Source organism: Stenotrophomonas sp. PS02297 (genome assembly GCF_029959705.1).
Taxonomy (GTDB): Bacteria; Pseudomonadota; Gammaproteobacteria; order Xanthomonadales; family Xanthomonadaceae; genus Stenotrophomonas; species Stenotrophomonas nitritireducens.
In genome coordinates, this window is sequence record NZ_JASCOS010000049.1 from 1 (window position 1) to 24,667 (window position 24,667).

General features: G+C 69.7%; 17 protein-coding genes. 4 read left to right on the plus strand and 13 right to left on the minus strand.

Annotation, left to right across the window (positions count from 1 at the left end):
- From QMX80_RS10875 to QMX80_RS10910, 8 genes are all read right to left on the minus strand, one after another.
- The coding region (locus QMX80_RS10875; protein WP_282277036.1) for a two-component regulator propeller domain-containing protein at window positions 1-2,224 on the minus strand (2,224 nt) is incomplete at its 3' end.
- A 196-nt stretch (window positions 2,225-2,420) separates the two neighbouring features.
- A complete protein-coding gene (locus tag QMX80_RS10880; RefSeq protein WP_282277038.1) occupies window positions 2,421-2,897 on the minus strand; it encodes a diguanylate cyclase in 477 nt (158 codons plus the stop codon).
- 62 nt (window positions 2,898-2,959) lie between these two features.
- A complete protein-coding gene (locus QMX80_RS10885; protein WP_337956697.1) occupies window positions 2,960-4,348 on the minus strand; it encodes an ATP-binding protein in 1,389 nt (462 codons plus the stop codon).
- Window positions 4,348-5,049, minus strand: coding sequence for a response regulator (locus QMX80_RS10890; RefSeq protein ID WP_152984166.1), 702 nt, complete (start codon window positions 5,047-5,049; stop codon window positions 4,348-4,350). Before QMX80_RS10890 ends, QMX80_RS10885 begins: the two co-directional genes overlap by 1 nt.
- Before the next feature lie 104 nt (window positions 5,050-5,153).
- Window positions 5,154-6,674 (minus strand): beta-N-acetylhexosaminidase, encoded by a 1,521-nt coding sequence (locus QMX80_RS10895; RefSeq protein ID WP_282277041.1) that lies wholly within the window; start codon window positions 6,672-6,674, stop codon window positions 5,154-5,156.
- A gap of 96 nt (window positions 6,675-6,770) precedes the next feature.
- On the minus strand, window positions 6,771-8,108 hold the full coding sequence (locus QMX80_RS10900; protein WP_282277042.1) for an amidohydrolase family protein: 1,338 nt from the start codon (window positions 8,106-8,108) through the stop codon (window positions 6,771-6,773).
- A gap of 174 nt (window positions 8,109-8,282) precedes the next feature.
- Window positions 8,283-9,329 (minus strand): LD-carboxypeptidase, encoded by a 1,047-nt coding sequence (locus QMX80_RS10905; RefSeq protein WP_282277043.1) that lies wholly within the window; start codon window positions 9,327-9,329, stop codon window positions 8,283-8,285.
- 207 nt (window positions 9,330-9,536) lie between these two features.
- Window positions 9,537-13,073, minus strand: a complete 3,537-nt coding sequence (locus QMX80_RS10910; protein ID WP_282277045.1) for a methylmalonyl-CoA mutase family protein — start codon at window positions 13,071-13,073, stop codon at window positions 9,537-9,539.
- Window positions 13,074-13,381: 308 nt separating this feature from the next.
- Between QMX80_RS10910 and QMX80_RS10915 the strand changes: the two genes are divergently transcribed.
- Window positions 13,382-14,479 (plus strand): Glu/Leu/Phe/Val dehydrogenase dimerization domain-containing protein, encoded by a 1,098-nt coding sequence (locus tag QMX80_RS10915; RefSeq protein WP_055768450.1) that lies wholly within the window; start codon window positions 13,382-13,384, stop codon window positions 14,477-14,479.
- Window positions 14,480-14,564: 85 nt separating this feature from the next.
- Here the strand turns inward: QMX80_RS10915 and QMX80_RS10920 are convergent, their stop codons facing one another.
- On the minus strand, window positions 14,565-17,399 hold the full coding sequence (locus QMX80_RS10920; protein WP_282277048.1) for an autotransporter serine protease: 2,835 nt from the start codon (window positions 17,397-17,399) through the stop codon (window positions 14,565-14,567).
- A gap of 187 nt (window positions 17,400-17,586) precedes the next feature.
- Between QMX80_RS10920 and QMX80_RS10925 the strand changes: the two genes are divergently transcribed.
- The 3 genes from QMX80_RS10925 (at window position 17,587) to QMX80_RS10935 (ending at window position 19,912) form a co-directional block, all read left to right on the plus strand.
- Window positions 17,587-18,762, plus strand: a complete 1,176-nt coding sequence (locus tag QMX80_RS10925) for an acetyl-CoA C-acyltransferase (protein WP_282277050.1) — start codon at window positions 17,587-17,589, stop codon at window positions 18,760-18,762.
- Between the two features lie 122 nt (window positions 18,763-18,884).
- On the plus strand, window positions 18,885-19,226 hold the full coding sequence (locus QMX80_RS10930) for a hypothetical protein (RefSeq protein WP_055768440.1): 342 nt from the start codon (window positions 18,885-18,887) through the stop codon (window positions 19,224-19,226).
- A gap of 290 nt (window positions 19,227-19,516) precedes the next feature.
- Window positions 19,517-19,912, plus strand: a complete 396-nt coding sequence (locus QMX80_RS10935) for a hypothetical protein (RefSeq protein WP_282277053.1) — start codon at window positions 19,517-19,519, stop codon at window positions 19,910-19,912.
- Window positions 19,913-20,030: 118 nt separating this feature from the next.
- Here QMX80_RS10935 and QMX80_RS10940 read toward each other — a convergent pair whose 3' ends face one another.
- The 4 genes from QMX80_RS10940 to QMX80_RS10955 all read right to left on the minus strand — a co-directional run bounded on the left by QMX80_RS10940 (window position 20,031) and on the right by QMX80_RS10955 (window position 24,338).
- Window positions 20,031-21,680 (minus strand): isovaleryl-CoA dehydrogenase, encoded by a 1,650-nt coding sequence (locus tag QMX80_RS10940; RefSeq protein ID WP_282277055.1) that lies wholly within the window; start codon window positions 21,678-21,680, stop codon window positions 20,031-20,033.
- Window positions 21,681-21,770: 90 nt separating this feature from the next.
- Window positions 21,771-23,000, minus strand: a complete 1,230-nt coding sequence (locus QMX80_RS10945; RefSeq protein ID WP_282277057.1) for an NAD(P)/FAD-dependent oxidoreductase — start codon at window positions 22,998-23,000, stop codon at window positions 21,771-21,773.
- 294 nt (window positions 23,001-23,294) lie between these two features.
- A complete protein-coding gene (locus QMX80_RS10950; protein ID WP_003488188.1) occupies window positions 23,295-23,501 on the minus strand; it encodes a cold-shock protein in 207 nt (68 codons plus the stop codon).
- 90 nt (window positions 23,502-23,591) lie between these two features.
- Window positions 23,592-24,338 carry an S-methyl-5'-thioinosine phosphorylase gene (locus QMX80_RS10955; protein WP_282277058.1) on the minus strand — a complete coding sequence of 249 codons (747 nt, stop codon included), beginning with the start codon at window positions 24,336-24,338 and terminating at the stop codon, window positions 23,592-23,594.
- Window positions 24,339-24,667: the final 329 nt, after the last annotated feature.

Genomic DNA, 24,667 nt, shown 5'->3' on the forward strand with positions numbered 1-24,667 from the left:
CCCCCCGGGCCTCGACGGTGAACTTCCAGGCCGCCTCGCTCTCGCTCCAGCGCCCGCCCGGGTGCATCGCCGACACATGCAGGGTGTAGTCGCCCGGCGGCAGGCCGATGAACTCGACGCTGCGCTGGTTGCCGCGCTCGATCCAGCCGCGGTCCAGTCCTTCCAGGCGGGTGCGGTAGCGGATCCGATCGGACATCAGGTAGCTCAGGCCCACATAGCCCACCGTCACCCGCTGCCCTCCGGGGACCTTGGTGACGCCCTGCGCATGCCAGTGCAGCGGCACGCCGTCCAGCCGCACGCTTTCCACCACCACCGGTGGCGGCAGCCGCTCGCGGAAGTGCTGCAACCGCGCCGGATCGACCATGCTCAGGCCGCCGGCGGTGGCAACCCAATAGGTCCCGTCGCTGCGCAGCGTCGCCGATGGCCCGGTGCTGCCATTGGCCTGCGCGTTGTGCATGCCGTCGATCTCGTTGTAGCGCTCGACCTCGATCCGCGCGCTGCGGCCATCGGCCACGTCGTCCAGCGCGGCCAGGGTGGTGCGCAGCACGCCGCGGTTGCTGCTGATCCAGACGTTGCCCAGGCGGTCGGGCACCATCTCGAACACGGTGTCCACGGGCATGCCCTGCTCCAGCCCGACCCGCGCCAGTTGTCCGTCGCGGTAACGGTAGAGACCGCGGTCGGAGGTGATCCACATCGCATCGCCCACCGGAGTGAAGCCGAAAATGCTGCGCCCGCCTCCCAGGCTATCCACGTCCAGCCGCTGCACGGTGTTTCCGCGCAGCACGCGGATGCCTTCGATGGTGCCGACCCACAAACCGTCGTCGCTGGCCAGCAGGGCAGTGACCAAGCCGCCCGGCATACCCTTCGCCGTGGGCACGTGCACGCCGTCCTCGGTGATGCGCACCAGCCCGCGCTGGGTGCCGGCCCAGATGCCGTTGCCGTCGCGGTCGGCCGACATCACCCGCACATTGCCTGCCGCCAGCCCTTCGGCCCTACCGTAATGGCGGCTGCGGCCATCGCGGTCGATGCGGTAAATGCCATCGCCGAACGTGCCGGCCCACACCGCGCCGTCGCGGCTCTGGACCAGGCTCAATACCGACGGCGCCCTGCCGACGCTGTTGCGCAGCGGCACCGGCACGATGCGGCCGTCGCGCTCGATCCGGTCCAGGCCGGCGGCGCTGCCTACCCACAGGCGCTGCCGGTCGTCCTCCATCACCGCCCGCACGTAGTCCCCGCTCAGGCCATCAGCGGTGGTGCGGTTGCTGAACAGGGTTTCGCGCAGCCGGTATAGACCACCGTTGCCGCCCACCCATATGCTGCCTTCGGCGTCCTCGAACAGGCTGGCGATGCGCCCGCTGCGCACCTGCCGGTTTTCCGGCAGATGCTCCACGCCGCGGCTGCCGAGGCGGAACAGCCCCTGGTTCTCGGTACCCAGCCACAGGTCGCCACGGCGATCCTGCAGCATCGCCGTGGCGTGGGAAATGCCCGGCAGCGAGCGCACCAGCCGCGCGCCTTCCTCCTGCATGCGGTACAGCGCGCCTTCGGCCACGATCCAGAGCGCGCCATCCGGCGCGCGATAGGGCCACGCCGCGCCCGGCGGCAGGCCCAGGCTGGCCGGCGCATCGCGCAGCACGCCGTCGCCGCCGCGCAGCCTCAATCCATCCATCGTGCCGACCCAGACACGGTCCCTGTCATCGACCGCGAGCCAGTTGGACAAGGTCATGTTCACCGGCGCGCCCGGCGGCGGCGCTTCGTAGACGAAGCGACCGTCCGGCGACATATACCCCAGCCCGCGGCCTTCATAGAGCAGCCACAGCCGGCCCTTGCTGTCCTTCTGCATGCCCTGGATCAGCACCTGCGGCGCCGGCGCCCGCTGCGGCCATTGCCGCCAGCGCCCGTCGAGCGTGCGCCGCAGGACGTTGCCGCGCGAGTCGGTCACCCACAGCGCGCCGTCGCGGTCCACGTACAGCCCGCCTATGCCGTTGTCGAGCAGGCCGGGCGTCGTGCTGCGGTCGTAGAGTTCGAAATCCAGCCCGTTGTAGCGCGCCACGCCCTCCCAGGTGGCGAACCAAAGGTGGCCCTCGGGCGTCTGCGCAATGCCACGCAGCGAGTTGTGCGGCAGGCCGTCGCGCGAGGTCCACATGTCGACCGCGTAGTCGCGCAGCGGCGGCGTGCGTTCCGCCGCGGCCACGCCGCCGGCCAGGAGCAGAAGGCACAGCAGCAACAGGACCGGCCAGCTCCGGCGCCCCGGTCCCGGGCTGAGGCGGCGCGATGCGCGGCGGCGAACCGAGGGCATGGCCGGGCTGTCGGTGCGTTCGGACTGCTGCGGCGATGTCATGTGCACGAACAGGCGGGGAGTGCGCACATGGTAGGGGGATTACCCGCCCCGCGCAGCCCCGGTCCGCGGCCAGGGACGCCGCTCAGCGATGGCGGGCGGCGCGTTCGACCCGGTTGCGGCCGGCATTCTTGGCGCGGTAGCGCACCGTGCCGGCCACCTCCATCAGGGCTCCCGGGGATGGCCCGGCAGCGGCCTCCGCCAAGCCGATGCCAAGCGCTACCGGCCGCCGGCGCGACATCGGACGGGTCCAGCCGCGCCACCGCCTCGCGCAGGCACCAGCGCCGCGCCAAAGCGGCAGCAACGGCACGAACGCCTCCCCGTGCAGGCGGGCAAGGAAATCGTCGGGCCGGCATACCGCTCCCGCCACCTGCGCGATGCGGCGCATCGCCAACCGCGCGGGAGCGCTCCTCGTTGAGCCGCTTGAAATGATCGATGCCGGGGATCGCCCGCGACAACGACGTACCCGCGTGATCTCCACCACCGCGCGCTCCTCGAAGGCGCGCCGGTTGCGCAGGCCGGTCGGCGTACCGCGGCAGGCCTGCGGTTCCAGCAGCTGCACCTGCGCGCCCAGCCGGCCCGGTTTCTCGCGGTCGGCGGCGGCCGGGCATCCGGCCTGCCGCTTCAGCTCGTCCGCGCGCTCCCCGGCCAGGTGACCACCGCTTCCAGCCCGCCGTCGGGGTGGTTGCGCAGGACCAGGCTGGCGCCATTTTTCTCGGCCAGCGTGCGGGCGATGGTCAGGCCCAGGCCGGCGCCGCCGGTCTCGCGCGACCGCGAGGTTTCCAGGCGCAGGAACGGCGTGAACACCGCCTCCAGTTCATCCGGCGCCAGGCCCGGTCCGTGGTCGCGGATGCGCACCTCGACCTCCCCGTTCCGCGCCTGCGCACGGATATGCGCCGAGTGCCCGTACTTGACCGCGTTGTCCACCAGGTTGGAGAACAACCGGTGCACCGCCAGCGGACGCAGCCGCAGCACCGCGCCGCAGCCCTGCTCGAACTCGACTTCATGCCCCGCTTCGGCCGCATCCTCGGCCACGCTCTGCAGCAGCGAATCCACGTCCAGCACCACGCGCTGCTCGGCGCTCTCGGCGCTGCGCGCCAGCTCCAGGCCCTCGCGGATCAGCGCCTGCATCGCCGCCAGGTCGGCGATCAGGCGTTCGCGCAGGGATTCGTCGGCCACGTTCTCCAGCCGCAGCCGCAGCCGCGTGAGCGGCGTCTGCAGGTCGTGGGTGATCGCCGCCAGCATCTGCGTGCGCTCGCCGATATGCCGCTGCAGGCGCTGCTGCATGGCATTGAAGGCTTCGGCCGCGCGGCGCACCTCCTGCGGCCCATCCACCGGCAGCGGATCGCGCTGCAGGTCCTGGCCCAGTTCGGTGGCCGCGTCCGCCAGCCGCTGCAGCGGCGAACTGGCGATGCGCGCGACCACGTAGGCCAGCCCACCGATGGCCAGCGACAGCAGCGACAGGAACAGCGGGTCAAAGGCAAAGACGCTGATGCGCGCCGTCGCCGGATACTGCAGCGCCAGCCGCAGCGGCGTGCCGTCGCTCAGGGTCAGTTCCACCAGGCGGCAGCGCGGCGGCACCACCGCCGGATAGCGGTTGCGCAGATGCTGCGACAGCCGCGTGCGCTGCGGCAGGAGCTCCGGCAACGGCAGCAGGCAGGCGCGGAAATTGGTGACATGCACGCGCGCCTCGGCCACCGGTCCCTCGCGGTTGTCCAGGACATGCATCAGCGGCACGTCCTCCTCGCCGACATTGGCATCGCTCGGTGCCAGGCGCACGCTCGCCCCGCCGGTTTCCAGCAGGCGCGCGCGCAGCTCGGGGTTGCCCTCGAGCAGGGCGACGAAGCCCTGCAGGCGGTCGGCCATGCGCATCAGGTTCTGCTGCTCGAACTCCTGGCGGCGGCGCGCCTCGGCCAGCAGCGTGGCCCCGATCGCCGCGGCCATCATGCCGACCAGCAGGATGACGAACAGCCGCCCTGCCATCGACGCCAGGAACCGCCGCAGCCGCCCCATCATCCCAGCGTCACCACGCCGGCGAACACATAGCCTTCGTTGCGCACGGTCCTGATCAGGCCGCCGGCGTCGCCGAGTTTCTGCCGCAGCCGGCTGACCTGCAGGTCGATGGCGCGGTCCTGCGCCTCGTAGCTGCGGCCGCTGCTCAGCGCGACCAGCTGCTCGCGCGACAGCACCTTGTTGGCATGGCCGACGAATACCCGCAGCAGGCGGAACTCGGCACCGGACAGCATCACCACGCGCCCGGCCGGATCGACCAGGTGGCGCCGCTCCAGGTCGAACAACCAGCCGGAGAACGCCGCCCTGCGCATTGCCAGCGGTTCGAGGTTGGCCGGCAGCGCCTCGGTCCGGCGCAGCACGTTGCGGATGCGCGCCAGCAGTTCGCGCGGCTCGAACGGCTTGGCCAGGTAATCGTCGGCGCCCATCTCCAGGCCGAGCACGCGGTCGATCGGCTCGGAGCGGGCGGTAAGCATGATCACCGGCGTGCTGGAACGCGCGCGCAGCTCCCGGCACAGCGCCAATCCATCCTCGCGCGGCAGGTTGAGGTCGAGCACGATCAGGTCGATGTGTTCGCGCGCCAGGGCATGGCGCATCTCGGCGCCATCGCGGGCCGTGCTCACCGTATAGCCGGTGCGGCCGAGCTGCTCGGCCAGCAGTCCGCGGATGTCGCTGTCGTCGTCGACCACCAGCAGGCGATGCATGGTCAGGGCCTCCATCGTGGGCAAGGGCGCCATGCTACCCGAGCAGGGCGCGCATCCGGCACGTAGCGGTGCCGGCATCGCCCCGCTCGACGCCGCCGCGCGCCTCAGTGCGCGTCCCCCGCATCGGCCCAGCCCAGGTCCGGCTCGGCGTGGTAGTGGATGCCCAGGGCATCCAGGTGCGGGCGCAGGGCGCCCATGCGCCGCAGGAAGCCGGCGTAGCCGCGACGCTCCGCCGGACTCCACGCCACCTCGGCCACCGCCGCCAGGCGCGGCCACAGGTGGTCGTCCGCCGCCGCATCGGTATGCACGAATTCGGTCCACAGCGCCGCCTCGACCCCCACCGCCGTCCTGTAGGGCGTCGGGTCGAACCCGTAGACCCGCGCCAGCGGCACGCCCTCGGCGCGGCACCAGTCGGCGCCGGGCTGGCCCGCGTAGTTGCCATGGTCGATGTACAGGTACGAACAGGGCGACAGGATCAACGGATGCCCCTTGGCGACCGCCGCGTCGATGGCATAGCCGTCGTTCCACAGCTGCAGCAGCGCATCGGGCTTCATCGCGGCCACCGAGCCCTCCTCCCATACGATGGGCGTGCGCCCCATCGCTTCCACCATCGCCGCGGTGCGCGCCACGAAATCGGCGTACAGCGGATGCTTGATCTCGTCGCCGCCGATATGGATTTCGCGGGACGGGAAGATCGCCAGCACTTCTTCCAGCACATCGCGGACGAAGGGATATACGACCTCCGGCTTCTCCAGGCAGAACACGCTGAAGCCCACTTCCACGCCCGAGTAGGTGGACAGGTTCGCCACGTCATTGCAGGCCAGTTCGTTGTACGAGGCCAGCGCCGCCTGCACGTGCCCGGGCATGTCGATCTCCGGCACCAGGGTGACGCCGCGCGCCTGCGCGTAGGCCACCAGATGCTTCAGTTGTTCCTGCGTGTAATAGCCGGCGCGCCCGCCGGTCACCGCGCTGGCGCCGCCGGTTTCCACCAGCTTCGGGTGGCGCTTGATCTCGATCCGCCAGCCCTGGTCGTCGGTCAGGTGCAGGTGCAGCCGGTTCAGTTTGAACAGCGCCATGCGGTCGATGTGCTTTTCCAGGTATTCGACCGGCAGGAAACTGCGGGCCACGTCCAGCGACAGGCCGCGCCAGCGGTAGGCCGGTGCGTCGACGATCGCCACGCGCGGCAACCGGTATTCCGGGCCGGCATTGGCCGGCAGCAGCTGGCGCAGGCTCTGCACCGCATGCAGCAGGCCGGTGTCGGTGCGCGCGCTCAGGTGGATCGCATCGTCCACCACCAGCCGGTAGCCCTCCTCGCCCAGCGCCGCATCGTCGACCAGTTGCAGCCGCAGGGGCGTGGCCGCGCCCGTCGTGGCGATATGCAGCGTCGCCAGCAGTTCGGCCAGCGCACGCCCGGCCATGGGCGCGGCGCTCCCGCCTTCCACCGCCACCGCCGCGGATATCCGCAGCTCGCCGGGGCGCGTCTCCATCGAGCGCGGCAAGGGCACGACATGCGCCACCGGCGCCGGCGCGTCGGCGGCCACGGCCGGTACCCGGTGCGCGCATCCAGCCCCCACGACGAGGGCCAGGCAGAGCGACAGGACTTCAAGCTTGAAAAGCGGTTTCATCTCGAGCGTCGGCCGGCAGGGAGGACACCGGCATTCTGCCGGCGCCGGCGCGGCGCCACCACCCCGCGCGGGTGGCCGCCGCCCTTCCCGCCGCCATCAGTCGGCGTTCTTGACGACCTTGCCGTCCTTGACGATGACGGCGAAGTTGCGCGCCGGGTCGGCGATCACCTGCAGGTCTTCCAGCGGGTTGCCCTGCACCAGCAGCAGGTCGGCCAGCGCGCCTTCCTCGACCACGCCCAGCCGCCCCGCATAGGGACTGCGCAGGCCGGACAGCGCCAGCAGCTCGGCGTTGTCGTGCGTGACCATCTTCAGGATCTCCGCCGGCGTGAACCATTCGCGCAGGCCGAGGATGAAATCGTTCTGCTCGGCATTGAGCTCGGGCTCGAACAGGAAGTCGGTGCCCCAGGCCAGGCGCACGCCGGCGCGCTTGGCCATGGCCCACATCCGCGCCTGCCCTTCGATCACCGGCTTGCGCTTCTCGCGGCGCAGCGGATCCATGTTCTCCGTGCTCGGGCGCAGGGTCTGGCTGGACAGCCACACGCCGCGGCTGGCCATCAGCTTCAGCGTGTCCTCGTCCAGCAGCTGCCCATGCTCGACGCACTTCACCCCGGCCTCGATGGCGCGGCGCACCGCGCGCACCGTGTAGGCATGCACGGTCACGTAGGTTCCCCAGTCCTCGGCCGCCTCCACCGCCGCGCGCATCTCGTCCAGCGTGTACTGGGTGACGTCCACCGGGTCGTAGGCCGAGGAGGTGCCGCCACCAGCCATCAGCTTGATCTGGCTGGCGCCCCCGCGCAGGTTCTCGCGCACCGCGGCCAGGACTTCGTCGCGCCCGTCGGCGATGAAGGTGGCGCCCATTTCCTCGGCCAGCGCCGGCTTGCCGAAGAACCGGCGCGAGCGCTCATGCGGCTGGCGCATGTCGCCGTGCCCGGCGGTCTGGCTGATGGTGGCGCCCGCGGGCCAGATGCGCGGCCCGCGCACCTGGCCGGCATCGATCGCCGCCTTCAGTTCGAAGATCGGGCCGCCGACATCGCGCACGCTGGTGAAACCGCGCAGCAGGGTCCGCTCGGATTCGGCGGCCACCTTGGCCGCCAGCTTTTCCGGAGCGCCGGCCGACGCCAGCAGGTCCGCCTGCGACAGCGCGGTGAACGTGCTGTGCCAATGCGCGTCGATCAATCCCGGCATCAGGGTGCGGCCGCGGCCATCGATGACCCGGGCCTTCGGCGAGGCCGCCGCCGCACCGATGGCGGCGATGCGGTTGCCGCGCACCAGGACATCGACGGGCGTTCCCAGCCTGCCGCGCACGGTATCCAGCACACGCACGTCGCGGAACAGCAGTTCGTCGTCCGCGGCGCCGCTCTGGGCGAAGGCCGGCACCGCGGAACACAGCGCCAGCAGCAGGGACAGGGGACGCATCAGGCGGGTGAAGGACATGACGGATTCTCCATGGGGATGCCGGCGCCCGGTCCAGCGGGCAAGCCAGTATAGGTCCCCATCGCGACCGCCATGCCGCGCCATCGCTCCGGGGCCGGCGCGCCCATCGAGGCAGCGCGGTGGGCCGGTGGCCGGCGCGCCGGCCAGGCATCGACCTGGCCGGCGCCGCATGCATCAACGCTCGGCGAACACCGGCTCCAGCAGGCGGAAAGTACCGGCGTCGGCGTCCATCTCCACGCGCCCGCCGACCGGCACGATGAACTGTTCGCGGATATGGCCGATCATCGCGCCGCGGTAGGCCGGGATCTTCAGCGGTGCGATGTAGTCGGCGAACAGCTGGTCCAGCGTGAGCGAGCCATAGCCGTCGCCGGGCTTGCAGCTGGTGCATTCGCCGAAGATGAAGCCGGCGATCCGGTCCAGCGCCCCCATCAGCTTCAGCGTGCTGAGCATGCGATCGACGCGGTAAGGCGCCTCTTCCACATCCTCCAGGAACAGGATCTTGCCGCTGAAGTCCGGCATGTAGGGCGAGCCGGCCAGCGCCGTCAGCACCGTCAGGTTGCCGCCCACCAGTTCGCCGCGCGCCTTGCCGCCGGCGATCGTGCTGGTGCGGTTCTTGCGCGGCACCAGTTCGTCATCGCTGTCGACGCTGTTGCGGTACTCCATCAGTTCGCGCTTGAAGAACAGGCGCTCGAACTGGTCCACGTTGAACCGGTTCCAGCTGCCCGAACCGATCGGCCCGTGGAACGTGACCAGCCCCGTCTTCGCCTGGATCGCGCAATGCAGGGCGGTGATGTCCGAATAGCCCAGCAGCACCTTGGGATTGGCGCGGATGGCGGCGTAATCCAGCAGCGGCAGCAGGCGCGCCGCACCGGAACCGCCGCGCACGCAGACGATGGCCTTGACCTGGCGGTCGGCGAACATGGCGTTCAGGTCACCGGCGCGCTCGTCGTCGGTGCCCGCCAGGTGCCCGTAGCGGGACCCGTAATGGGCGCCAGTCTTGACCTTGAAGCCCAGTGCCTCCATCGCTTCGCGCGCCAGCTGCAGGCCGAGCTGGTCGCTGCTGGCCGCCGACGGACTGACCAGCCCCACCGTGTCGCCTTTTTCCAGCGGGACCGGCAGCAGCCGCCCGCCGCGCTGCGCCGCCAGCGCGCTGCCCGTCCCGATCAGGGGCAACAGGGCGCCGGCCAATGCCGTGCCGCCGATGAATCGCCGTCTGTCCATGCCATAGCCTGCCGAAGGAATGTGCGGGCGAGAGTAGCAACCAGCGCAGAGAGCGGACAGCCCGGTCCCAACGGCAGGCGAGCGGGCGGAAACACCCTGGAAAACCGCTTCATCCAAGGTGGGGAGCGGCTTTCCGCGCCCGCCGGGAAGCCCGGGCCATAACCGCGCGGCATGGATGCCGCACGATCCGTCATGGCCGCGCGTGGCTCACATGTTGCGCCGGTACTCTCCGCCGACGTCGTACAGCGCGTGGCTGATCTGGCCCAGGCTGTGGGTCTTGACCGCCTCGATCAACGCCTCGAACACGTTGCGGCGTTCGCGCGCGGTCTTCTGCAGATAGGCCAGGCCGTGGCCGTCATGGACTTCGGCGGCAGCGGCGCCGGCATCGATCTCATGACTGTGCGAGGTCTCCCCCGCCGGCGCCAGCGCATTGCGGTTGCGCTGCCAGTTGCGCACGTTCTCGATCTGCTGGCCCTTTTCTTCCTCGGTCGAGCGGATCAGTTCGATCTCGGTCGCCACTTCGCCGGCATGCTCCTTCGGCAGGAACATGTTGACGCCGACCAGCGGCAGGCTGCCGTCGTGCTTCTTGTGCTCGTAGTACAGCGACTCTTCCTGGATCTTGCCGCGCTGGTACATGGTATCCATCGCGCCGAGCACACCGCCGCGTTCGCTGATCGCCTCGAACTCCTTGTAGACGGCTTCCTCGACGATGTCGGTGAGCTTGTCGACGATGAAGCTGCCCTGCCACGGGTTCTCGCAGAAGTTAAGCCCCAGCTCCTTGTTGATGATCATCTGGATCGCCACCGCGCGGCGCACGCTTTCCTCGGTCGGGGTGGTGATGGCCTCGTCGTAGGCGTTGGTGTGCAGGCTGTTGCAGTTGTCGAACAGCGCATACAGCGCCTGCAGCGTGGTGCGGATGTCGTTGAACTGGATCTCCTGCGCGTGCAGGGAACGGCCCGAAGTCTGGATGTGGTACTTCATCATCTGGCTGCGCTCGTTGGCGCCGTAGCGCTCGCGCATCGCGCGCGCCCAGATGCGGCGGGCGACGCGGCCGATGACGGTGTATTCCGGGTCCATGCCGTTGGAGAAGAAGAACGACAGATTGGGCGCGAAGTCGTCGATCTTCATGCCGCGCGCGAGGTAGTACTCGACGATGGTGAAGCCGTTGGACAGAGTGAAGGCCAGCTGGCTGATCGGGTTCGCCCCGGCCTCGGCGATGTGGTAGCCGGAGATCGACACCGAATAGAAGTTACGCACGCCGTGGTCGACGAAGTACTGCTGGATGTCGCCCATCATGCGCAGCGCGAATTCGGTGGAGAAGATGCAGGTGTTCTGCGCCTGGTCCTCCTTGAGGATGTCGGCCTGCACGGTGCCGCGTACGGTGGACAGCGTGGCGGCCTTGATCCGCGCATAGGTATCGGCGTCCAGCAGCTGGTCGCCGGTGACACCGAGCAGGCCCAGGCCGAGGCCGTCGTTGGTCGGCGGCAGCTCGCCGTGGTACTGCGGCCGGACGCGGCCGTCGAACATCGCCGCGATCTTCTTCTCCGCCGCGGCCCAGCGCGCCGGATCTTCCTTCAGGTATTTCTCCACCTGCTGGTCGATGGCGGTGTTCATGAACATCGCCAGGATCATCGGCGCCGGGCCGTTGATGGTCATCGACACCGAGGTGGTCGGCGCGCACAGGTCGAAGCCGGAGTACAGCTTCTTCATGTCGTCCAGCGTGGGGATGTTGACGCCGGAATTTCCGATCTTGCCGTAGATGTCCGGGCGCGGCGCCGGGTCCTCGCCGTACAGGGTGACGCTGTCGAAGGCGGTGGACAGGCGCGCGGCCGGCTGGCCGACGCTCAGGTAGTGGAAGCGGCGGTTGGTGCGCTCCGGCGTGCCCTCGCCGGCGAACATGCGGATCGGATCCTCGCCGCTGCGCCGGTACGGGTACACGCCGCCGGTGTACGGATAGGAACCGGGCAGGTTCTCCTTCTGCAGGAACACCAGCAGTTCGCCCCAGCTGCGGTAGGTGGGTGCGGCGATCTTCGGGATCTGCTGGTGGCTGAGCGACTCGCGGTAATTCTCCACGCGGATGGTCTTGCCGCGCACCTGGTATTCGTTGACCTCGTCGGTGATCGATTTCAGCCGCGCCGGCCATTCGCGCAGCAGGCGCAGCGCTTCGGAATCCAGCGACTGCACCGCATCGTTGTAGCGCTGGCGCAGGGTGCGCAGGCTGGTGTCGATGGAAGCGTCGGTCAGCGCGTCGGCCGGGTACAGGTCCAGCGCGGACGGCAGCGCGGCGTCGCCCAGCTCCTTCAGCGCCTGCCAGCAGCCCTGCGCGCGCTCAGCCACGTCGGCCTGCGACTCGATGCGGGCGTTGATCGAACGGCCCTGCTCGGCGATCTCGGCCAGGTAGCGCACGCGGCTGCCGGGAATCAGCACGGTGGCGCGCGGCTCCTTCAGCGTGGTGTCGATGGCCGGGACCAGGTCGCAGTGCCCTGCACCCTCGCCGTTCCCCGCCCCCCGCTTCGCACGCAGCAGCCGGCACAGGTTGGCGAACATCCAGCTGATGCCCGGGTCGTTGAACTGCGAGGCGATGGTCGGGTAGACCGGCACGTCCTCGTCCTTCATCGCGAAGGCCACGCGGTTGCGCTTCCACTGCTTGCGCACGTCGCGCAGCGCGTCCTCGGCGCCGCGCTTGTCGAACTTGTTGAGCACCACCAGCTCGGCGTAGTCGAGCATGTCGATCTTTTCCAGCTGGCTCGGCGCGCCGAAATCGCTGGTCATCACGTACATCGGGAAATCGACCAGGTCGACGATCTCCGAGTCGCTCTGGCCGATGCCGGCGGTCTCGACGATCACCAGGTCGTAGGCCAGCGACTTGAGGAAGCCGATGCAGTCGCGCAGCACGGTGTTGATCGCCGCGTGCTGGCGGCGCGTGGCCATCGAGCGCATGTACACGCGCGGGCTGCGCAGCGAGTTCATGCGGATGCGGTCGCCCAGCAGCGCGCCACCGGTGCGGCGCCGGGTCGGGTCGACCGAAACCACCGCGATGCGCATCTGCGGGAAGCTGGCCAGGAAACGGTTGAGCAGTTCGTCGGTGACGCTGGACTTGCCGGCGCCGCCGGTGCCGGTGATGCCGATCACCGGAGTCCTGCCGCCGGCCAGCTGCCACTGCCTGCGCAGGTGCGCCAGTCCGGCCTCGCCGAAGGCTCCGTCCTCCAGCCGCGACAGCATGCGGCCGATGGCGATCTCGTCGCCGATGCCGGGAACTCCATCGTCGTCCGGCGCCGGCGCCGCGTCGCGGGCATGGCCGGCACGCGCCACCACGTCCTCGATCATCTCCACCAGGCCCATCTTCATGCCGTCGTTGGGGTGATAGATGCGCTCGACGCCGTAGTCCTGCAGCTCGCGGATCTCCTCCGGGGTGATGGTGCCGCCACCGCCGCCGAACACCTTGATATGGCCGGCCCCGCGCTCCCTGAGCATGTCGACCATGTACTTGAAGTACTCGACATGGCCGCCCTGGTAGGACGACAGCGCGATGGCGTCGGCGTCTTCCTGCAGCGCTGCGCGCACCACGTCCTCGACGCTGCGGTTGTGGCCCAGGTGGATCACTTCCGCGCCCTGCGCCTGGATCAGCCGGCGCATGATGTTGATGGCCGCGTCGTGGCCGTCGAACAGGCTGGCGGCGGTGACGAAGCGCAGCGGGCTGGTTTCCGGCTGGCTCTGCGGCAGGTGGGTGGCGGGAGTACTCATGGGCCGTACGACATCTCGGTTTCTGTTGAAACCGATGATAGGGCCGCCCGTCCCGCAGGTCAGGTTGCAGCGCAGCGTGAACCTGCCGCCACGCCGCCCTTCGGTCCGGCCACGCACCGCCGCGGCCAGCCTGGGCCGTGCCCCGCGCCGGACCGGCCACTACGTGAACATCCGCCGACCGCCGAATGCATTAGAATGACGCCACGCGACCCCGTCACCCCAACGACGAAGTCGCATTTTTGTTTTCTGGCCCGCCAGTTGCCTGCAGGATCACGGACGTTGTCGCAGTAACGCCCATCGGAGCTTCCATGCTTTTCGAAACCCTCGCCACTTCCGGCCACGAACAGGTCGTGTTTTGCCACAACCGCGAAGCCGGCCTGAAGGCGATCATCGCCATCCACAACACCACGCTCGGCCCGGCCCTGGGCGGCGTGCGCATGCGCCCCTACGCCAACAGCGACGACGCGCTGCGCGACGTGCTGCGCCTGAGCCGCACCATGACCTACAAGAACGCGCTGGCGGGGCTGAACGTCGGCGGTGGCAAGGCGGTGATCATCGGCGACCCGCGCACCGACAAGAGCGAGGTGCTGTTCCGCGCCTTCGGTCGCCAGGTCGAGGCGCTGGGCGGACGCTACATCACCGCCGAGGACGTCGGCAGCGACGTCAACGACATGGAGCAGATCTACTTGGAGACCGGCTACGTCACCGGCGTGCACCAGGTCCATGGCGGCTCCGGCGACCCGGCCCCGTTCACCGCCTACGGCGCGCTGCAGGCGCTGATGGCCGCGGTCAACCGCAAGTTCGGCCACGAGGAGATCGGCAAGGTCAGCATCGCCGTGCAGGGCCTGGGCCACATTGGCATGGAGCTGGTGAAGCTGCTGCGCGAGCGCGGCGCCAAGCTGTACGTGACCGACCTGGACCCTGTGCTGGTGCAGCGCGCGGTCACCGAGTACGGCTGCGAGGCGGTCAAGCCCGACGCCATCTACGACGTGGCCGCCGACGTGTTCGCGCCCTGCGCGATGGAAGGCGCCATCGGCATGGAGACGCTGGACCGGCTCAAGGCCAAGGTCATCTGCGGCACCGCCAACAACCAGCTGGCTAGCCACGCCGTGGGCGACGAGCTGTACAAGCGTGGCGTGCTGTGGGCGCCTGACTACGCGGTCAACGCCGGCGGCGTGATGAACGTCTCGCTGGAGATCGACGGCTACAACCGCGAGCGCGCCATGCGCCTGATCCGCAGCATTTACCACAACCTCGGCCGCATCTTCGACCTGTCCGAACGCGACGACATCTCGCCGCAGCGCGCGGCCGACCGCATCGCCGAGGCGCGCATCGAATCCATCGGCAAGCTGAAGATGCCGCTGGGCCGCGCCACGCCGCGCATGAGCCGCCTGCGCGGCGAGTAAGCGCCGCATTCCGTGGGGCGTCCCATGGACATGAAAAAGGCGGGCGCCCCTGTCGCCCGCCTTTTTCGTGCCCGCCCCCGGAAACTCAGAACGCGCGCAGGAAACGCAGCGACAGCTGCCGGTTGTCGCCGCGCCCGCCGAAGCGCTGGTCGTAGCCCAGCGACAGCCGCGCATCGCGCGACAGCCACGAATCGACCGATACGCCGAACAGCCCGGCCGCACGCGAAGACTGCAGGCCGTACAGCGGCGCCCACGCATCGATGCCGGTGAAGCGTGCGTCCAGCTGCATGCCGCTGGCGGACAGCGCCTGCTGCCATTCGGCGTAGCCGTTCACCTCCAGCCCGTGCCAGCGGTAGTTGCCGCGCAGGCCGGCAAGGGCCCGCACCTGGCTGGAATGCCAGCCACCGGCACTCAGCCCGAATCCGTAACCGCCCTGTTCGGCGAACGCGTCGCTCTCGATGCGGGCATAGTCGGCCCCCAGATAGGGCGTGAACGAGGCGCCCGCCCCGCCAAAGCGATAGCCCGCCTCGGCACTGCCGGACAGGAAGCGGCCGTCATAGCGCGCCGCCACCCCGGTGCGTTCGCCGCCCAGCAGCAGCCCGCGATCCAGCTCGCGCCGATAGCGTCCGAAACCGAGCTGCCCCAGCGTGTACGCCTGGCCCCACTGCTGCCCGGCATAGAACTGGGCCTGGGTCTGGCGGTCACGACCGCGATCCCCCGCCACGCCGCTGGCGATGCTCGCCTGGGTCTGGCCGAAGGCGAAACCAAGCCGCGCCGCGCCCATCCCCGTCTCGCGCCCCAGCATCCAGCCACCCAGGCTGTAGCTGCTGCCGGCATAGCCGCCTTGCCCACCACCTCCCAGCGAACGCGACCAGGCACCATCGGCCAGCGCAGCGTTGCCATCGCCGAACTGCGCAGACAGCGCACGCCGGTTCATGTCGATGCTGTCGAAGGTCATCGCCGTCGCCAGCGCATGCGTCTCGCCGGACAGGCTGCGCAGGCTCGTGCCCAGCCCATCGAAACCGCCGCCCCCCTGCTGCAGCGCGCTGGCCCCGGCCGCGAACGAACCCGCCTGCAGGCCGGCATCGCCGTCGAGCAGTTCGAACGCACGCTCCACCCGCTGCGCCGCCGACATCGCCATCGCGTTCATTCCCGCGCTCTGCGCGGCTGCGGTCACGCTGACCCGCTGCAGGTCCAGCCATGCGTTGTGGCTGTCGTACCCGTACCCGGTCTGCAGCAGGACGACACCGGCATTCTGGGTGGCGCTGGCCGCCACGTTGAACTGCCCGCTGACGCCGCCGTCGGCGTGGATCAGGTCCTGTCGCTTGCCATCCTGCGCCACGTAGCCGCTCACCACCCCGTTGACCAGCACGCCACCGCCCTCCAGCGTCGCCGTACCGGTCACCTGCAGGGCATTGACCCCCAGCGCGATCAGCAACCGGGAGCCGTTGCGCTGCACGTAGTTGCCGTCGATGGTGCTGCTGTTTCCACCGCCCAGCATCACGATGCTGGCGCCGTTGTCGACATTGCCGGTCACCCGGGTGGTGCCGCCCATGAACTGCAATGCCGCCTGCGTCGGGTTGGCCGCCTGCGCCAGGAGGGTGACGTTGGAGCGTATCGAGGCGCCATCGCGCAATGCCAGCGTGCCCAGCTCGATGCGGGTGGCGCCGCCGTAAGTATTGCTTCCGGCCAGCGTCAGGGCGCCGACGCCCTGCTTGACCAGACCACCGGCGCCGCTGATCGAATTGCTCCAGACCGAGTTCAGGCCGGTCTGGTTGACGTTGACCGTCACCTCGCCCCAGTCGAACTTCGCCGGCCCCTGCACCGCCTTGCCGACGTTGAGCAGGCCATAGCCGAACACCGCGTCCGGCCCCGGATCGCCGAGGTCGGTTGCGGTGCCCAGCAGGGTCTGCCGTACCAGGTTGTTGTCGAAATACGGGAACGCCTGCCACACCAGGGCCGCCGCGCCGGATACCAGCGGTGCCGCATAGGAGGTGCCGCTGCCGTAGTAATAGGACAGGTTCGATGCCGTGGCATTGGGGCCGACGAACGCGGCGGTACCGGGCGCGACCAGGCAGTAGTTCTTCGCCACGCCGCAGGCGTTGGAGTAATCGGCCAGTTTGCTCGGGTTGGCCGTATCCAGCGCCGCCACCGCCAGCCAGCCGCGTTCGAGATCGGCAGCCGGCAAGCTGCCGCCCACGCCCGGCTGGCTCGGCAGCGCCGCCATGTCGCTGGGATTGGCGCGCGATTCGTTGCCGGTGGCGAATACCACCAGCCCGTCGTTGGCGGCGATGAAAGGGCGGTATTCGGCGGCGATCTGAGCCGTCACCGTCGGCCGCGTCCAGTACAGGCCACCCCAGGAGTTGTTCATGATGCGCACGCCGGCGCGGATCAGGTCGTTGTGGATGCCCGTCATCCCCAACCCGCCGGTCACCTCGTTGCCCTGCCCCGACCCGTCGTCCTTGGGCCGCTCGTCGTTGATGATTCGCGCCGACACAATCTGCGCGCCTGGCGCGATGCCGCCCGGCCATTGACCGGCCGCCGCGCCCGCCGCCAGCTGCGCCACCGTGGTGCCATGGCCGACCACGTCGTCCACCGCCAGGTTGTTCTTGTCGCTCACGTAGTTGAAGTTGGCCACCACGCGCCCGGCCAGGGTCGGATGGTTGCGCATCACGCCCGAATCGACCACGCCGATGCGGATGCCGGCGCCGGTGAAGCCGGCCGCCTGCGCGGCCTTGGCGTTGGTCAGCGCCAGGTGCGCGTCCATCGCCGGCTGCGGCGTGGTCGAGGTCGGCGGCGGCGAAGTCGGTGGCGGCGCGGGCGGCGGCGTGGACTTGGTGCCGCCACCGCCGCCGCAGGCTGCCAGGGCCACCGCCAATGAAGCCGCCAGTACGTTGCGAACCCGTGGTGTGCTGCGCATTCCCTTTCTCCCCCCAAGACCCGCCGGACAGCGAATTCCATTCAGGTATTGCCACCTGCCGGCCATGCGGTGGCTCACCTTCTATACTGCAACGACAAACCGCTGTCTGCCGGGATGTGCCGTTGGTCCAATGGGCACGCCGCCAGTGGATTTCGATAATCGTTGCAGGATACAACCGAGACCGCACATGTCCGACATCGTCATCGCCGCCGCAAAGCGCACTGCCATCGGCTCCTTCCTCGGCCAGTTCAACGGCGTCCCCACCCCGACCCTTGGCGCCACGGCGATCCGCGCGGCCATGGAACAGTCCGGCATCGCCGCCGACGACGTTTCCGAAGTGATCATGGGCTGCGTGCTGCCGGCCAACCTCGGCCAGGCGCCGGCGCGCCAGGCCTCGCTGGCCGCCGGCCTGCCGACCAGCGCCGGCTGCACCACGCTCAACAAGGTCTGCGGCTCGGGCATGAAAGCGATCATGCTCGGCCACGATCTGATCAAGGCCGGCTCGGCCAGCATCGTGGTTGCCGGCGGCATGGAATCCATGTCCAACGCGCCGCACATGCTCCCCAACTCGCGCACCGGCAACCGCTACGGCAACTTCCAGGCGGTGGACCACATGGCCTGGGACGGCCTGACCAACCCGTACGACGGCCAATCGATGGGCGTGTTCGCCGAAGCGGCGGTGAGCAAGTTCGGCTTCACCCGCGAGGAGCAGGACGCCTACGCAATCGAGTCGGTCAAGCGCGCGCAGGCCGCGCAGGCCGATGGCGCGTTCAAGGACGAGATCGTCCCGGTCAAGGTCGCCACCCGCAAGGGCGAAGTCGAGTTCGACCAGGACGAACAGCCGGGCAAGTCCGACATTGCCAAGGTCCCGACCCTGAAGCCGGCCTTCAAGAAGGACGGCAGCGTTACCGCCGCCAGCTCCTCCAGCATTTCCGACGGCGCCGCCGCCGTGGTGCTGCTGGCCGCCGACGAGGCCGCGCGCCGCGGCATGCAGCCGCTGGCCCGCATCGTCGCCCACGCCACCTTCTCGCAGGAACCGGAGTGGTTCACCACCGCGCCGATCGGCGCCATCGGCAAGGTGCTGGAAAAAGCCGGCTGGAACATCGCCGACGTGGACCTGTTCGAGATCAACGAAGCCTTCGCCGTGGTGGCGATGGCGCCGATCCGCGAACTGGGCATTCCGCACGCCAAGGTCAACGTCAACGGCGGCGCCTGCGCGCTGGGCCATCCGATCGGCGCATCGGGCGCACGTCTGGTGGTCACGCTGGTGAACGCCTTGCGCACCCGCGGCTTCAAGCGTGGCATCGCTTCCCTCTGCATCGGCGGCGGCGAAGCGACGGCCATCGCCATCGAATTGATTTGATTGGACTTAATGCCTTTTCAACAAAAATGAATGCGCGTTCGCTTGACAGTCGAAATCGGCTTGTCATCATGTTCACGGCGCGCATTGGCGCGTTAGCCAATTTCCACGACGAGGATTCACAAATGAGCATCAACAAGCTGCTGATCGCGATGACCCTGGGCCTGGCTCTGGCCGCCTGCTCGAAGCAGGAAGCTGCCCAGGACGCCGCTGCCACCGCCGACGCCGCCGCTACCGACGCCCAGGCCGCTGCTGACCAGGCCGCTGCTGCCGGCGCCGAAACCGCCGACGCTGCCCAGGCTGCTGCCGACACCGCCGCCACCGCTGCTGACGCTGCTGGCGACGCTGCCGCCGCTGCTGCTGGCGCCGCCACCGACGCCGCTGCCGGCGCCGCTGCCGACACCGCCAAGGCTGCCGAAGACGTGGCCGAGAAGGCCAAGGACGCTGCTGAAGAAGCCAAGAAGTAATAACTTCTTCTTCGACGCAAGTCTGAAAGCCGCTGGTTCGCCAGCGGCTTTTTTGTTGCCCTCGCGGCCTGCGCTGGCCGGCCTTGCCAGTGGCGACGGTGAAGCCACGGCGGTTTTCCTGCCGCCTCCAGACCATCCACCGGCAGGCCGGGCGCGGCCAGCCGCCGCGTGGAACGCGCCCATCCGCGCGCCCATCCGCGCGCCCCGTCCCGCCCGGCGGCGTTGACGCAATCTGAATCCGCCCCCTCCTACGCTGCGCGCGTCGTCCCCAAAACCTGAGGAGAGCGCTGATGAAGATTCTTGTCCCGCTGCTGGCCGGCAGCCTGATGCTGGCCCTGGCGGCCTGCAACAACCCCAATGCCGAGCAGGCCAAGCGCGACGCCGAGGCCGCCGCCGACCATGCCGCCGAAGCGGCGCGCAACGCCGGCGAATCCGCGGCCGATGCGGCCCGCAATGCGGCCGACCGCGCAGCCGATGCCACCCGCGAAGCCGCCGCCAAATCCGAGCAGGCGCTGGACCGCGCGGCCGATGCGACCACCAACGCCGCCGACGATGCCGCGGTCGCGGCCAAGGAAGCGGCGGCCAACGCCAGCGCCGCTACCGCCGACGCTGCGCAGAAGGTCGCCGATCACGCCCACGACGCCGCCGAAAAGGCCCGGCAGAAGGCCGACGACGCCAAGCGCTGATTCACCTGCCTCACCACGCAGCCGCCCCGACAGGGGCGGCTGCACAGCCCTCCCGGCCGCATGAAGCCGGCGGGCGGCGCCCCTGCCACGGCTCCGGTGCCCTGCATCGGGACACCGTTCAGGCCGAGGGCCAGGCCCGTTCCAGGATGTCGGCGAACGATACCGTCGCGTCCAGCATGCCGTAGGCAGGCGGCGCCGAGTCCGCCAACCGCGAGGCGACGAACGCGCAGGCCATGGGGCTTCCGGCCCGCAGCAGCGTGGCCGCCTGCAGCAGGATCGCCAGCGAAGCGGCAACGCGCCGCGCCGTGGCCTCAGCCACCACGGCCACGGTATCGTCCAACGTGCGCTGCAGGGCAGCGAACGCCACATCGTAGGCACCGTCAAGTCCACGCGCCTGTTCCAGTTCGCGCAGCAGCGCCTGCCGCGACTGCGGCTCGCGCGACAGCGCGCGCAGCACGTCCAGGCATTGCACGTTGCCGCTGCCTTCCCAGATCGAATTGAGCGGCGCCTGCCGGTACAGGCGCGGCAGCATCGATTCTTCGATGTAGCCGGCGCCGCCCAGGCACTCCTGGGCCTCGTTGACGAAACCCGCGGCCCGCCGGCAGATCCAGAACTTGCCCACGGCCGTGGCGACCCGCGCGAACGCCGCTTCTTGCGGATCGCGCGCGGCGGCGTCCACCGCGCGCGCGATGCGCAGCGCCAGCGCGGTGGACGCTTCCGATTCCAGCGCCAGGTCCGCCAGTACGTTGGCCATCAGCGGCTGCTCGACCAGGCGCTGGCCGAAGGCGCTGCGATGCCGCGCATGGTGCAGCGCCTGCGCGAGCGCCATGCGCATTTCCGCGGCGGCGCCGAGCATGCAGTCCAGGCGCGTCAGCATCACCATCTCGATGATGGTCGCCACGCCGCGTCCCTCTTCGCCAATGCGCCGCGCCCAGGCGCCGCAGAACTCGACCTCGCTGGAAGCGTTGGCCCAGTCGCCGAGCTTGTCCTTCAGGCGCATCAGCCTGAGGGCATTGCGCGAACCGTCGGGCAGGCGCCGCGGCAGCAGGAAGCAGCTCAATCCGCCCGGTGCCTGCGCCAGTACCAGCCAGCCATCGGACATCGGCGCGGAAAAGAACCATTTGTGCCCGACCAGCGCATATTCGCCCTCGCCCGCCAGCGGTGTCGCTCGCGTACGGTTGCTGCGCACGTCCGAGCCGCCCTGCTTCTCGGTCATGCCCATGCCCACGGTGATGCCGGCCTTCTCCGCGATGGGCACGTCGCGCGGGTCGTAGTGCGGCGCGGCGGCTTTGGCGGCCCATTCGGCCAGCGCCGGTTCGCGGCGCAGCACTGGCACGGCGGCATGGGTCATGGTCAGCGGACAACTGCTGCCCGCCTCCGCCTGGTGGTGCAGGAAGCTCAACGCGGCACGCGCGACGTGCGCCCCCGGCCGTGGGTGCTGCCACGACAGTCCGGCCACGCCGTGCGCCTTGGCCGTGTCCATCAACCGGTGCCAGGCGGGATGGAAATCCACGGTATCGATGCGATGGCCCTGCGCATCGTGGGTGCGCAGCAGCGGCCGGTGCCGGTTGGCGTCGAAACCGAGGCGGTACAGTTCGCCGCCGGCCAGCGCGCCGTAGTCGTCCAGCGCCGTGGCGAATGCATCGCCGCCTTCGCGCGCGACCGCCTCGCGCAGCGCCATGTCGTCGCGCCACAGGTTGCGTTCGGGGAACGGCGGCGCCTGATTGAACACCACATGGGTTTCGAACGGAGCTGCATCGACGCTCATGGCCGGCCCTGCACAACAGAGGATGCCCGCATTCTGCCGCACGCCGATGTCGGCCCGGCGAGAACGCGGCTGCCGACCGCGCCGGCCGGCTCAGTCCTCGCCGGCCAGCGCCTGGATGAACTCCGGCGCCAGCGGCAGCTTGCCGAACACGCCCAGCTGCGTGCCGCTGAGCACGCGCAGCATGTGGCCGCGCCCGCCCGGCATGCGCCCCATCGGCTTGAACAGCAGGTCGCGCGCATGCGCGACCCAGTCGCGTTCGGACTGGAAGATCGGCGTCAGCCAGCGGCTCCAGAACTGGTACAGCCGCACATGCGCCTGGCGCGCGGCCTGGTAGCGCGCCAACGCCGCATCGACATCCGCTTCGCCGCGCAGCGCATCGCGCAGGGCCATCGCATCGAGCAGCGCCATGTTCACGCCCTGGCCGAGCTGCGGACTCATCGAATGCGCGGCGTCGCCGGCCAGTACCAGCCGGCCGCGGTACCAGCGGTCCATCACCGCGTCGCGGTAGCTGGCCCGCGCCAGCTGCGTCTGCACGGTGATGCCCTGCAGCCGTTGCCGCGCCTCCGGCCACAGCTGCCCGATCTCGTCGAGCCAGGGCTCGAGTCCGGCACGCTCCCACGCCTCGAAGCCATCGCGCGGCAGGCTCCAGAAGAAGCTCAGGCGCGGCACATCGTCGCCGGGCCGCGTGCCTACCGGTAGCAGGCCGATCATCTTGCGCGCGGCGACATAGCGCTGGCGCAGCTCGTCGGCAAACGCCCAGTCGCCGCTTGGCAGCAGGCACCACAGCGCACCCCACGGATAGACGCGATCCAGCCGCGTGCCGCGCACCTGCGCACGCAGCCCCGACGCGGAACCATCGGTGGCGATCACCAGATCGAACGGCCCATGCCATTGCCCATGCAAGTCCCGCACCCGCCGCAGGCTGTCGTCGATGGCATCGATGCAGCTGTCCACATGCAGGGCATCGTCGCGCTCCCACGCCGCATCCAGCAGCGAGAACAGCGCGCCGCGCTGCATACCCACGCCGTGCAGGCGCGCATCCAGGCCGGCATAGCGCATGTCCATCACCGCGCGGCCGCACGGCGTTTCGCCATACAGGCGGCGCACCACCGCACCATGGGCGAGCACCTGCGGCAGCAGGCCCATCTGCCACAGCGCCTGCAGGCCGCTGGGCTGCAGCAGGAAGCCCGCCCCCACCGGCCCCGGGCGTGCGGCCCGTTCGAACACCTGCACGCGGTGGCCGTCGCGCGACAGCAGCACGGCCAGCGACTGGCCGGCGGTACCGTAACCGACGATGGCGATATCCAGCGGTCTGCTCATTCCGTTTCCTGCGAGCGCAGTGCGCCGATGAAGGTTGACCATGGAGCGGGCGGCGCCCCTGGGGATTGCGGCGAAGGCTCCAGCGGGGCATTGCCCCGCCCTACGGGTGGCTCGGCAGCTGGTCCAGAAAGCCGCCGGGGCCGGCTTTCGACTTCGCCTGTCGATGGCCCGAAGGGGTGCCGCCAAGGCCGGCTCCTGCTGCAGAACCGGCCATCACGCCATCCATGGCGATCAGACGGCGGCAACAAAAAAAAACCCCGCCTCGGCGGGGTTCTTCCGGCACAGCCGAGTGGATCACTCGACCGGCGTGATATTGGAAGCCTGGGCACCCTTCGGGCCCTGGGTCACGTCATAGCTGACGCGCTGTCCTTCCTGCAGGCTGCGGAAGCCCTTGGAATTGATCGCGGAGAAGTGCGCGAAGACATCGGCGCTGCCGTCCTCCGGTGAGATGAAGCCAAATCCCTTGGCGTCGTTGAACCACTTGACGGTACCGTTCGGCATGGTGATGCGAGACCTTGTTCGATGAATGGATTGATGCACGCTGAATGAGGCGTACTGACGGAGTATGCAAAGCTTGGGCCGGTATGACAATCACCCCCGGGCCAATTCCCCCACCAGGTCGGGCAGACCCGCCGAGGCCGCCGCGACGTTCGCCAGCACCTCGTCCATCGTGATTTCGGCCGCGTCGCCGCAGCCGGCGGCCCAGTTGGCGACGATGGCCAGGCAGGCGTAGTCCAGGCCAAGTTCGCGCGCCAGCCCGGCCTCGGGCATGCCGGTCATGCCGACCAGATCGCAGCCGTCGCGGCGCATGCGCGCGATCTCGGCGATGGTCTCCAGGCGCGGCCCCTGCGTGGCGCCGTAACAGCCGCCGTCATGCACGGCGACGTTACGGGCGCTCGCCGCGGCCAGCACCTGCGCGCGCAGCGACGGCGTGTACGGGTGGCCGAAATCCACGTGCAGCACTTCGCTGCCCTCTTCCTCGCACAGCGTCGAGATCCGCCCCCAGGTGTAGTCGATCAGCTGGTCCGGGCAGGCCAGCACGCGCGGCCCGAAATCGTCGGTGATGCCACCGACGGTATTGAGCGCGAGCACGCGGGTGGAGCCCAGCTGCTTGAGCGCGGCCAGGTTGGCGCGGTAGTTGACCTTGTGCGGCGGGATCGAATGGCCTTCGCCGTGGCGGGCGAGGAAGGCCACGCGCCGACCGTTCAACAGGCCGACACGGACCGGACCGGAAGGCGCCCCGTAGCGGGTCTGCACCTCATGGCTCTGCACGTCGTCCAGCGCGGCCAGCTTGTAGACGCCGGTGCCGCCGATCACGGCCAGTTCGATATTGCCCATCGTTGTTTCCTGATCTGTTTTCGCAATCAAGGGTGACGCGGCCTGCTGTCCCCCGCTATCGCGCCGGCCAACGACCGCCTCCGCCCCCTGCCAGCTCGCAACGGGGAAAAGCCCCCTGAGTCAGGGGGCGCGCCGAAGGCGCGGGGTGTGGCAAGCGAGAAACGGGGCCCGCGGCCTGCAGCGCAGACCGTGGGGCGACAGCGCGAAGCGATGGCGTGTCCCCCTGAGTCAGGGGCCGCGCCGAAGGCGCGGGGTGTGGCAAGCGAGAAACGGGGCCCGCGGCCGGCAGCGCCGCCCGCCGGGGGCCACCCCGCAGCGCTTGCGCGTAA

What these genes read in the sequence shown, in the direction of transcription:
- QMX80_RS10885 (WP_337956697.1), bottom strand. Translation starts at nt 4,348, where the DNA reads ATGGGGCGGCTGCGGCGGTTCCTGGCGTCGATGGCAGGGCGGCTGTTC.
- QMX80_RS10890 (WP_152984166.1), bottom strand. Translation starts at nt 5,049, where the DNA reads ATGCATCGCCTGCTGGTGGTCGACGACGACAGCGACATCCGCGGACTG.
- QMX80_RS10895 (WP_282277041.1), bottom strand. Translation starts at nt 6,674, where the DNA reads ATGAAACCGCTTTTCAAGCTTGAAGTCCTGTCGCTCTGCCTGGCCCTC.
- QMX80_RS10900 (WP_282277042.1), bottom strand. Translation starts at nt 8,108, where the DNA reads ATGTCCTTCACCCGCCTGATGCGTCCCCTGTCCCTGCTGCTGGCGCTG.
- QMX80_RS10905 (WP_282277043.1), bottom strand. Translation starts at nt 9,329, where the DNA reads ATGGACAGACGGCGATTCATCGGCGGCACGGCATTGGCCGGCGCCCTG.
- QMX80_RS10910 (WP_282277045.1), bottom strand. Translation starts at nt 13,073, where the DNA reads ATGAGTACTCCCGCCACCCACCTGCCGCAGAGCCAGCCGGAAACCAGC.
- QMX80_RS10915 (WP_055768450.1), top strand. Translation starts at nt 13,382, where the DNA reads ATGCTTTTCGAAACCCTCGCCACTTCCGGCCACGAACAGGTCGTGTTT.
- QMX80_RS10920 (WP_282277048.1), bottom strand. Translation starts at nt 17,399, where the DNA reads ATGCGCAGCACACCACGGGTTCGCAACGTACTGGCGGCTTCATTGGCG.
- QMX80_RS10925 (WP_282277050.1), top strand. Translation starts at nt 17,587, where the DNA reads ATGTCCGACATCGTCATCGCCGCCGCAAAGCGCACTGCCATCGGCTCC.
- QMX80_RS10930 (WP_055768440.1), top strand. Translation starts at nt 18,885, where the DNA reads ATGAGCATCAACAAGCTGCTGATCGCGATGACCCTGGGCCTGGCTCTG.
- QMX80_RS10935 (WP_282277053.1), top strand. Translation starts at nt 19,517, where the DNA reads ATGAAGATTCTTGTCCCGCTGCTGGCCGGCAGCCTGATGCTGGCCCTG.
- QMX80_RS10940 (WP_282277055.1), bottom strand. Translation starts at nt 21,680, where the DNA reads ATGAGCGTCGATGCAGCTCCGTTCGAAACCCATGTGGTGTTCAATCAG.
- QMX80_RS10945 (WP_282277057.1), bottom strand. Translation starts at nt 23,000, where the DNA reads ATGAGCAGACCGCTGGATATCGCCATCGTCGGTTACGGTACCGCCGGC.
- QMX80_RS10950 (WP_003488188.1), bottom strand. Translation starts at nt 23,501, where the DNA reads ATGCCGAACGGTACCGTCAAGTGGTTCAACGACGCCAAGGGATTTGGC.
- QMX80_RS10955 (WP_282277058.1), bottom strand. Translation starts at nt 24,338, where the DNA reads ATGGGCAATATCGAACTGGCCGTGATCGGCGGCACCGGCGTCTACAAG.